Genomic DNA, 11437 nt, shown 5'->3' with positions numbered 1-11437 from the left:
GTCGAACCCAGATAAAAGGGATTTCCAATCCCACACCAAAAAATCCCCTAACTTTCAATTTTATAACGAAGCACTATATGAATAAAAAATACTTGGCGGTAGCAATGCTGGCTACCATTTCAATTGTACAGGCAATGGCGCAGAAAAACAACGTAAGTGTAGTGAAGGTAGCGGGCCAAAACAAGATTGACGTAATCATTGGCAAAACCTATTTCACCAGTTTTCTATACCCAGACAGTTTGGAAAAGCCTGTGCTATATCCTATAGCAACGGTGGAGGGCACAATTGTTACCCGTGTTTTTCCGCTAAACCCCAAGCTTAATGACCCAACAGACCACCCGCACCATATTGGCATGTGGTTCAACTATGAAAACGTAAATGGGCTGGACTTTTGGAATAATTCTTATGCCATCTCTAAAGAAAAGAAAGACGTTTATGGATGGGTAAAAACGGATAAAATTAGCGAAACCACCAGTGGTGATAAAGGTGTCTTGAGCTACCATGCCAATTGGGTTAACCAAAAGCAGGAAGTGTTGCTGGAAGAAACAACCAAGCTTGAGTTTAGCCAAGTGGGCCACAAAAGGGTAATCGACAGGGTTACTACCTTGACAGCCGACATGCCAGTCACTTTTAATGACGCCAAGGATGGGCTACTGGGTTTGCGTTTGGCACATGAACTACAGATACCCAATGATAAAGACCAGAAATTTACAGATGACAAAGGCATTGTAACCATTGTGAAAGGTGGAACAGATAAACAGGCTAATGGCAACTATATTACCAGCGAAGGCAAAATGGGCAATGATGCCTGGAGCACAAGGGCTGCATGGTGCAAGGTGTTTGAAAAAATGGGCAACGATTCTGTAAGTATTGTTATTATCGACCATCCATCCAATCCTAACTACCCAACTTTTTGGCATGCAAGGGGCTATGGCTTATTTGCCGCCAACCCATTGGGCGAAAAGATATTTACCAATGGTAAATCTACCAAAAACCTACACTTGGAAAAAGGTCAGTCTGTTACGTTCCGCTACCGGGTAGTAATTGACGAAGGCAAAAATTCTATATGCGAAGCCCAAATAAAGAAGTTTATGGATGAGTTTGTTGGTAAACCACAATAGCCCAATTCCTAATTCTTAACTGACCTTACACAATATTATGCACATCTATTTTTGCTACGTTGGCACATAGCATAAAGAAGGTGCTTCGCTTGCATAAGGCCACATAGCCTTGTAAAAAAAAGTCGATTTTTTTTTAATAACTCATCTTTTGTAAATTTCACCAGTGGTGGCAGGCATTGGTTGGCTTCCCCATGAGTATAAATATAGTAGTACCTAATACTATTATAACTGAAAACTGAAGGGATATTATTGATTGTGCATTTTTGCAAGCAACGTACCAAGCCTTTTTTTAATATGACTATACGGCCTAATGGTAGGCCCGAAATGAGAAAATAGGTTGATTAATAATCGGTGGCGTAACAAAATATTGATTGAAAATCCAACTCCAGTTTTGGAGCAATGAAAGTTAATTATATTTTTATAAGCCATTGTTTTATAACTGCCACAGCTATCATTCAATCTTGTACGTTGCGTTAAAAATGCAAAATAATTTGCGTAAAAACTGCAACTTTTTGTAGTGTACAGTGCAGGATTTTTACGCGAAAAATGCAGAAAAATACCGTGTAATCACCCCGCTATTTTTTTTGGTTATTTTAAATACAGTTTCTATATTTACAATGGATTAACCAATAAGATACAATAATAAGATTCAATAAAGAGTAGGCGATTACAAGTCAATATGCTTTTGGGGGAATAACAAAACGTTTTAATAATTACCAATTGTTCCGATAATTTAGCTAGTAGCTACCACTTGCTCGGATTGTCACCAATAAAACTGCTTTAATGGACATACTGCCTAAAATGTTATTGTTTAGCAGCTTCATGCTTTTGATGTGCCATGCCAATGCCTCACGGCTTGGGAAGGACACTTCTGGCAAGTTTTCGTTGGATACATTGGGCAGTTTGAACGCCAAGCAAGCGGCATTGCTAAGCAACAAATACGATGCTTTGTCAAACCAATTAGACAAGCAAACATCCAAAGTTTTAGGCAGGATGGAAAAGCAGGAGGAGAAACTTAGGAAAAAGCTTGCCCAAAAAGACAGCACCCGTGCCAGCCAAGTTTTCGGGAACACCAAGCAGAAATACGCCTCGCTGCGGCAGAAGTTAAGCAAGCCATTCAGCAAGCTGCAAAGGCTGAACGAGTATGTGCCGAGGCTGGACAGTATACAAACGGCTACAAAGTTTTTGTCAACAACCAAGCCCCCAGGTGGGCAAGTGCCAGATGCCAACCTGCAAGGAGCAAACCAATTGAACGCATCTGCCACGGCGCTGGAAGGCAAGCTGCAAATGGCCGGGGAGGTGAAAAACTTTATCAAGCAAAGGGAGTCGCAACTAAAACAACAACTAGCTGGCTACAACATGGGCAAGGAAATGCTGGGCATGAACAAGCAGGTTTACTACTACCAGCAGCAGGTAAACGAATACAAGGAGACCTTGAAAGACATGGACAAGCTAGAGGCAAAGGCACTCACGGCAGTAAGGGGCATGCCCGCCTTCCAGTCTTTCATGGCCAAGAACAGCCAGTTGGCCAGCCTGTTCCGTGTGCCTGACAATTACGGCACGCCACAGGCATTGGCAGGCTTGCAGACAAGGGCGTCCATCCAGCAATTGTTGCAAAGCAAGCTTGGGGCTGCGGGTGGGCCAAGTGCCAATTATTTCAGCCAGCAGGTGCAAGCCGCCAAGCAGCAGATGGGGCAACTGAAAGACAAGGTAAACAGCGCATGCGGCAGCAGCAGCGACATGGCCATGCCCGACTTTAAGCCCAATAGCCAAAAAACCAAAAGCTTCCTGAAACGGCTGGAATATGGCTGCAACATACAGAGCCAACGGCCGAATGGGCTATTGCCCGTAAGCAGCGATATAGCCCTGACAGTGGGTTACAAGCTAAATGACAATGCCACCGCTGGCATAGGTGCCAGCTACAAGCTGGGCTGGGGCAACAGCATGAAGGAAATCAGGTTGAGCAACCAGGGCATGGGCTTGCGCAGCTACTTGGACATACACTTGAAAAAAAGCATCTGGGCAACGGGGGGCTACGAGGAAAACTACTTGCCGGAGCTTAGCACTAAATTAAGTGCCTTCCACATACCCTCCATAGGCTGGCAACCAAGTGGGCTAGTGGGGCTTACAAAGAAATACAAAGTGGGCAAGCGGGAAAACAATATACAACTGCTGTGGGACTTCTTGAGCTATAGCCAAATACCCAAGGGGCAACCGTTTAAGTTTAGGGTGGGGTTTAAATTAGAACAATAAAAAAAAATTGGCATGAAACGAAGGAAATTTTTGGGGTTGTCCCTTGCTGCATTAGGTGCGCAAGTTTTGTTCCCATCATTCAGTTCGGCACAAGGCAGGCCTCGCACAGGGAAGAAGAAGAGGGACAAAGTTACCGCTGCCGATGGGCAGGCTTTTGTGCTGAACGCCAAGACCAACGTGGCCCATTTTATGCACCCCAAAATTTATAAGTTCAAGCATAAGGTATTGGCCAAGAATATGCGCGCAATACCGATAGCCAATTGGCGCAGCGAAATGCAGAAAGTGCCATCCCAGATAGTGGGCAACAAAAAAGGGGGTACAAACAACATAGCGGCGCATTTTGACAAGCGGAAATCGGACGTGGTTTTTGAGAACCTGGCATTGAAAAATTTAGCTGGCGGGTTCACGGGTAGCAGCCTCGCCAAAGCGCAGGCCACAATTTCTCTTGCATTTGCCGCCCCTTATGTTGCGCACAACAGGACAAGCTGGAGGTTGTTCGACCTTTTGTACAAGGTAATCGTTTACAACGATTCAATCATCGATAAATGGGGGGCGTACCAAGGCACGGTTAAAAATGTAGATTTCACGGGTATAGCAATACCGGGAACCAATTCATGGGTAAACGACGAGGCGTTGTTCAATTCCAAAATAAACAAACAGCTAAGGAAAAAGGACAGTAACATGGCTAAGATAGCAAAAAGGATTATTATATAACGTTCAAGATGCCAGGTTAAGCAAGGGCTTTGCTTAGACAATAAGCGATGCGGTTCGACTCCGCCCCTGGCGCAAAAAGGTTTAAAATAAAAACAATAGGTTAGTTAGGCCTGAAAAGCACATGGGCAAAAGGCATAAACAACCAGACACTGCCAGGTTAAGCAAGGGCTTTGCTTAGACAATAAGCGATGCGGTTCGACTCCGCCCCTGGCGCAAAAAGGTTTAAAATAAAAACAATAGGTTAGTTAGGCCTGAAAAGCACATGGGCAAAAGGCATAAACAACCAGACACTGCCAGGTTAAGCAAGCGCTTTGCTTAGATAATAAGCGATGCGGTTCGACTCCGCCCCTGGGGCAAACAATTTTATAGCACTGGTTAAATGCTTTGCATGATTTTATTGAATGGGCTTTCTTAATCGAATGGCCTTAATTGAAACAATTCTCGCAAGCTATTTCCTGTACAGTATAAAAACAAAACAAAGGCAAATGAAAAAGTTACACCTGCTTCCTATCTGTTTAGTTATCTGCTGCTGCGCAAAGGCGCAAATTTATTCTGCTGTTTTTGGCGGCGGCGGAGTCGCAACGAATGTAAACCAAGTGAGCAACCCCGCGGCTGCCGCCATGCACAGCACGGTAACCCTCAGCAGCCTCACTTCCGTGGCTTCGGATTATGGGTTCAATTGCACGGGGTGGGTACAGAACAATGCGTACATGCAGGTAACGCTCGGGATAGGCACGGGCTATGCTGCAAGCATTTCCTCAGTCAATTTTGATTTAAAATCTAGCCAAGGTGGCCCGCAGGCCGTTACCATAGCGGCCTATCAGGGCAGTCAATTACTTGGCACCATCTCCAGCCAGCCATTGCGGATGCCCAAGACCAATACCAACATAAGTTTCCCACTTAGTACTCCCGTTGGGTTGAAGCCCTCCACTGAATTGAGTTTCCGCATTTATGCCGCAACTGCATCCAGCAGCGGTGCCACGCTCCGGCTTGTTGACTTCACGGTAAATGGCAGTGTATCGGGAGGGGCAGGAGGGCAGAATTTTGCCAATGCAGACCTTACGGCAAATGGTGACAGGTTGCATGATTTTGGCGGTCACAACTTAGTGATACATAACATAAAATCTTTTGACGTGAACAACGGGGTGGATGTAAACAACCTCGGAAGGGATTTCTATATAAACAGGAAAATTGACTACTTGCATACAGGTTCAGAAGATGCTTCAATCCTAACCCCATCGCCTGGCACAGACTATATATTGTTGCACGAGGCTTATGTTGGTGGTGTACCCATGAATGGCGACCATTTTGTTATGGGCAAGTTGAGTGCAATAAGGGGCAGCAGCGGTGCGGGGAACAAAAAAATGTCCATAGAAGTGAATACATCTTCTGCAAATATTACAAACAAGGCAAATATGCTTTCTTACAATAGCGAGAGTGGATGTGAATTGGTGAAGATAAACTATAGAACAAATATCAATGACCCCACTACTGCTAGGACGTATATAGCACTGAAATTGCCACTAAATTCTTCAATGTCCGATTTTTCATTTACTGGGTATGCAAGAAACGAAGCACTAAAATTGGTTTGGCACTCTGACATTGAGGCAAATAGCGAAACCCCTATCCCTGATGGCGAGCTGGACGACAACACCTTCATGGGAGACGTCGGCATTGGCACAACAGACCCTACTGCTAGGTTGGAAGTAAATTCCGGTGCTAGCGGCGGGTCGGGCTTGAAATTCACGGGTTTGAAAGCGACAACGGCAGGCACGCAGGCATTACTAGCCGTGGACGACCAAGGCAACGTGGTGAAAAGCACGGCCAACACGCAAAATACAGGCTGCTCTGCCCTTGGCAACTCTGACGGCACGGCAGGATGGTACAAGCTAGGCACGCTTACCCTGCCGCAAGGAGGCATGGACGCTGTGCTGCATATAGTGGGGGGCAACAACTATACTGCCGATGCCAATTCCAATGCGGAAACCTTCATCCACTTCAGGACTAGCAACGGCTTTGCCGGTTCCACTGCTGCGTATGCGGCAGGGACTTTTTACAACCAAGGCTATACAAGGTTGATAGATGGTGTAAAGATTATCATGACAGATAATGTCAACCACTCCACGTGGGATGTATATGCCCTATTGCCAGCTTACACGGGCGAAGGTGCTTTCGTGGAGCTGTCATCGGCATATGGGGCGTGGGCGTCTAGTTTTAGCCCAAACAGCGGCAAGCCTTCCACTGGCACAGACTTGCAGGAAGGGTTCAACATGCTTAGCAAAGTGGTCATCGGCACCAACATCAATGCCACCAGCATGTCGGACGCCTACAAGCTGTATGTGGAAGGGGGCATACGCACCAAAAAAGTAAAAGTAGACGTGGGGCCATGGGCAGACTATGTCTTCGACAAATCCTACACCCTCCCAACCCTGCAATCAGTAGCCACTTACATAGCTAAAAACAAGCACCTGCCAGACATGCCTTCGGCTGCAACGGTGGCAAAAGAAGGAGTTGACTTGGGGGATAACCAAGTGGTGCTGCTGAAAAAGATAGAGGAATTGACGTTGTATGTGATAGAATTGCAGAAGCAGGTAGACGAACTAAAAAAGAAAAAATAGTTTAAAACAAAAGATAAAGGGTATTGTATGAAGGCTATTATTTATGGGATATTGTTTTTATTTGTTACCAAATCCAGTGGGCAAGTAAACCTACAGACTGGCAGCGCAACTTTTGGGCTGCCCATATTTAGCTGGCAGGATGACAAGAGCAGGCTTACTGCCCCTGTATCGTTAAATTACAATTCGGGGAACGGGCTAAGCGTAAACCAAGTGGCTACCAATGTAGGCACTGGCTGGGGCTTGGTTGCTGGCGGAGTAATTACACGGATGCAGGTAGGGGAACCGGATGACCAAAAGCCCTATATTAATCCTGTCAACAGCACTGAAAGTATAGACGATATAACCAAATACCCGGCTGGGTATTTATATAGCAATGCCAATGTAGAATATGGCTGCCCTAATATACTCACTCTTTATCCTATTTTCAAGGATAAAAATCACCTATATAAGCCGATGAATAGTGTAACGGCCGACAGGGAGCTTGACTATTTTTCTTTTATGTTGAACGGGCGTACTGGGTTGTTTATACTTGATAAGGGTACTTTGAATGCCAGTACTGGCATTGGCAGCGGGGTTTGCCTAGGGGATTCTAAGCTGAAAATAAAGTTTACCACAAATGCTTCATTGCCAAACACCCGTACCACAATCGTGTCATTCAGTATACAGGATGAAACTGGCGTTACCTACCACTTCAATAAATATGGCACTACACAAGTGCTTAAAAGCAATTTTTGCGATGAAAGTTTGAAGCATCAAATAACGCAGCCCAAGCTAGAGTCGGATAGGGTGTACCATGAGGCTGGTTTTGTGGACGCTAGCATTAAAAATCCAACCGTTATAAATAGCTGGTACCTCACGGAGATAGACGATGCATTGACCAAAGATGACCGTGACAAACCAAGGAAAATCATATTCGATTACCCTGCTGCCAACGACAGGCATATTAATGCGGTTGCCGGAACCGATATAGCTTTTTATGATAAGGGATACGCTATATTGACACATAAAACCAGCGTTACAGTTACCCCAACAATTGGTTGCATCAGGTATCCCGATGGCCATAAAGTAGTATTTAACTATGGGGCGGACAGAGTAGATATGGTTGGCGACAAAGTACTTTCCTCTATAGATATTTTTTACAACAATAGATACTTATCCAAATACCAATTGAATACAACTTATTTTTTGCTTAGCCGGTATGGCATACCTAAAGACAATGACGATGCCCTAAAAAAAGTAGCCCGTTTGTGCTTGCATTCCGTAATACAATATGGCGTTGATGTTAAAGGGTTCAATGAGCCTTATGTGTTTGATTATTATTTTAATACTACGGGCATAGATAATACGGGCAAATTGGTTATCGATAACAATGCCATAGTACCGCCCCCTTTTTGTGCCATAAAAGATATATGGGGCTACTATAATGGAAGCCTTAGCAAAGATGAGTATAATAGCAAAATACCCATGACAAAGGATTTGGGCGACATGACGGCTGGCCAACTCAAGTATTTGTGTTACCTCAATAAAGATGGCAAGCAGATACTTAACCCCAATAGCGGGTATGCGCAAAATGGCTTGCTAAAGCAAATTACCTACCCTGCTGGGGGCTTTATTACTTATTATTATGAACAAAACAAAGGCAATATCAATGGGCAAGTAATGGTAGGCGGCGTGCATGTATGCCAAACTAGAGTAGCGGATGGCGGCGTGGGATCTTCCAACGATTGCAGCCACCCCATGGTTACCCATTATGCCTACCATGCCGATGGTGATGCCAGCACATCTTCTTTGTGGGGTGTAGAAGCCCCTGTAAATAAGGTAACAACTGGAAACCATTACAACCCTGAATCGAAGCACTTTTATTACAGGCCATTATTCCACCTTGGTTGCGAGTACCGTATCCAATACCCGGGGATATTGTCAAGGGAACAGGCCGTAAGCCTTTCCAAGCAAGAGGAAACAATGGCAACTATGGCAGAGGTACTGTCAGTTGTAGGCGACCTTATGACTATCGTTGATGTTATAAATGTCGTATTGGATGCTACTCCATTGGCTATCGTGGCCGTAATAATAGATATCATCGGATTTGTAGCAGAAATTTTATTTAGTTGTTTATCAAACGTAAGCAAGGAAGAGTCTTCAGCTGTTTATTACAACTCAGCTCTAAATGCCTGCAACCCCCTTCCTAGCCAATTTAAACGGGTAGAGGTCATACAGGGAACCGGGGGCATTGGCAAAACCGTGTTTGATTTTACCAACCCCGAAACCTCTGCAACCGTAGATGCTGTTTACCCAGTATGGGAAGCTGATAACCTTTTGTATTCCATGAAGCAGCGGTATGCCTACTGGGCTTATGGGCTGCCTTCTAAAACAACGGTTTATGATGCATCCAGCAATAAAGTAAAAGAAACAGAAAACAACTACGATTATTCAAATGCAAAGAAAAGCTTCAGTACAGGCACAAGGGCATACCCATCCGCCAAGTGCATGGTAGGCAAAAGTTCCTCCCAGCGGTACGATGACTGGCAAAGCACAGACTTGACCAACCAAGGTAATTTTTCTAAAACAAGCAACACCTACTTGGGAGTTGATATTTACGATGTTTATACAGGAAGGATAGAACTTGCAACTACCTACGAGCGGGTTTACAGCACAGCAGATCCTTCCAAATATGTGGAAAGCAAAACGGAATATGGGTATGACCCCGATAATTATCAGGTAAACCATATAAAAACCACCCAAAGCAATGGCAGGGTAGTTTACAAGGATTTTTATTTTAGCTGTGATACCTATACCAATCCAGGCATATTGAATACGCTTAAGCAAAACAATATCTTGAATGCGCCTGTAAAAACAGTTGTCTCTTTGGATATAGATGTTGTGGAGCCGCAGACTGGAGCAGATAATCTAAAAAATAAACCTTTAGAAGATTCAATCAGGTTATTAAACTCATTTGCCGAAAATGATAATTTAAGTAGTGCAGGGCATGGGCCTAGCAACAACGAAAATTTAACGGGGCAACAAGATGGCGAAGCAAAACCAACTAAAAAAGCAGGGGCTACTACTTCGCGTTATTGCCTAAGTGAGACCGTAACAGAGTACAAACAATTGGCAAATGGAGATATAAAACCTTATAGGGCTTTAGTGGAGCGGACAGATGAACCCGTATTTAAAAACTATTGGAAATCTTACGATGGGCCTGCCGCAACAATCAATTCTGTGTTCCAAGTAACACAGCTTTCTACTTATGACGACAATGGCAACTTGATAGGCATAAAAGATGAAGGCAACCACACTGTGTCTAATATTTATAACTATGATGACAAATATGTAGTAGCTTCTGTCATCAATGCGGAGGCCTTTGAGCCATCCTATACCAGTTTTGAATACAATCAAGCACAAGGAGGTGCTTGGGTATCTACCGGAACTGTTGACCTTATAGATACCAAAGCCGTTACTGGCAAGTATTCCTGTTCGTTGTCGGCAAGCAGTGGGTTGTCAGCAACAATAGCCAATACTACAAAACCCTACACGCTTTCCTTTTGGGCAACAAGCGAATTGACTGTAACCACTGGCACCACGCTGGTGAAACATGCCCCAACCGTCAACGGGTTTACCTATTATGAATACACCATACCTGCTGGCACTGCAAGCGTAAGCATCAATGCCACTAGTGTCTCTGCCATTGATGAGGTAAGGCTTTACCCAAAAGCAGCAAGGATGAGGACGGTAGCTTACGACCCTTTGATTGGGAAAACGGTCGACTGCGACGAAAACAATAGGCTTACCTATTATGAATACGATGAACTGGGCAGGCTGCGCTTTACAAAAGACGATTACGGCAACATTGTAAAAATGCAGGAATACAATACCGTAAGGAAGCAAAGCGTATGCCCATTGAAATATAAAAACTACGCCATTACACAACAATATACAAAAAATGACTGTGGTGCAGGGCATATAGGAGAGCAGGTAAGCTATAGCATTGCGGCTGGTAAATTTGAGTCAACAATTAGCCAAATAGATGCCGATATACAAGCGCAGCACTATCTGGATGAGAACGGGCAGCAAGCAGCAAATGACAATGGTGGCTGCATATTAATGTACTACAATGTGGCAAAGTCGCAGGCTTTTACAAATGAATGTACCGATGGCTATGCTGCACAAGGAACGGTAACCTATTCAGTCCCTGCCGGGGCATACAGCAGCACCGTGGATCAGGCCACTGTCGATGCATTGGCACAAACAGAAATAGATGCCAACGGGCAACAGTATGCTAATGCACATGGCGTTTGCGTAATTGATACAAGTGCTGATTGGGTAGCAGTTGACCCTACCTTGCAATACCAATGCGAACTAGACGGCTCAGGTCACAACACAGGTTACGAATCAATATATATGCAGAATATCAATCCATCAAGCAGTACTTACCTGCATTTTTCATGGATACTTACCTATCCAGATGCCAATATTACAGCGTGCCCTGTTTATGTGCCGCCTAGGGGTGGATGTGGCGGGAACATACGGGCATGCACAGAATGCCAGAAGTATATAAATTGCCAATGCGAAAATGGCGTCATTGTATTTACTGAAAGGGATGTATATCATTTGGAATGGAGCGACGGTAGCTGGTCACAAAATTATCGTGGCACGTCTGCATGCGGAAATGGTATTAGCAATAATTAAATTAATAAATCATAAACAAGTTACCAAATGAAAACATATTTTTTT

5 protein-coding genes are annotated in these 11437 nt (G+C 44.3%); all 5 read left to right on the top strand.

The genetic code is table 11. From position 1 onward, the window contains the following. Positions 1-77 precede the first annotated feature (77 nt). The 5 genes from ACHFIY_RS18740 to ACHFIY_RS18720 all read left to right on the top strand — a co-directional run bounded on the left by ACHFIY_RS18740 (position 78) and on the right by ACHFIY_RS18720 (position 11392). Entirely contained in the window at positions 78-1121 is a 1044-nt protein-coding gene (locus tag ACHFIY_RS18740; RefSeq protein ID WP_410847660.1) for a DUF6807 domain-containing protein, read from the top strand. Between the two features lie 783 nt (positions 1122-1904). Next, a complete protein-coding gene (locus ACHFIY_RS18735) occupies positions 1905-3374 on the top strand; it encodes a GumC domain-containing protein (RefSeq protein ID WP_410847659.1) in 1470 nt (489 codons plus the stop codon). Between the two features lie 12 nt (positions 3375-3386). After that, the gene (locus ACHFIY_RS18730; RefSeq protein ID WP_410847658.1) at positions 3387-4088 is read left to right on the top strand and encodes a hypothetical protein; all 702 of its coding nucleotides are present in this window, start codon (positions 3387-3389) and stop codon (positions 4086-4088) included. A gap of 485 nt (positions 4089-4573) precedes the next feature. Further along, a complete protein-coding gene (locus tag ACHFIY_RS18725) occupies positions 4574-6706 on the top strand; it encodes a hypothetical protein (RefSeq protein ID WP_410847657.1) in 2133 nt (710 codons plus the stop codon). Between the two features lie 27 nt (positions 6707-6733). Next, a complete protein-coding gene (locus ACHFIY_RS18720) occupies positions 6734-11392 on the top strand; it encodes a DUF5977 domain-containing protein (protein WP_410847656.1) in 4659 nt (1552 codons plus the stop codon). Positions 11393-11437: the final 45 nt, after the last annotated feature.

This window comes from Parasediminibacterium schistidii (assembly GCF_046546515.1).
In the GTDB taxonomy this organism is placed as follows: Bacteria; Bacteroidota; Bacteroidia; order Chitinophagales; family Chitinophagaceae; genus Parasediminibacterium.
This window is presented reverse-complemented; position numbering and strand designations above follow the sequence as displayed.

Coding starts and splice junctions, on each gene's coding strand:
- ACHFIY_RS18740 (WP_410847660.1), top strand. CDS start 78: ATGAATAAAAAATACTTGGCGGTAGCAATGCTGGCTACCATTTCAATT.
- ACHFIY_RS18735 (WP_410847659.1), top strand. CDS start 1,905: ATGGACATACTGCCTAAAATGTTATTGTTTAGCAGCTTCATGCTTTTG.
- ACHFIY_RS18730 (WP_410847658.1), top strand. CDS start 3,387: ATGAAACGAAGGAAATTTTTGGGGTTGTCCCTTGCTGCATTAGGTGCG.
- ACHFIY_RS18725 (WP_410847657.1), top strand. CDS start 4,574: ATGAAAAAGTTACACCTGCTTCCTATCTGTTTAGTTATCTGCTGCTGC.
- ACHFIY_RS18720 (WP_410847656.1), top strand. CDS start 6,734: ATGAAGGCTATTATTTATGGGATATTGTTTTTATTTGTTACCAAATCC.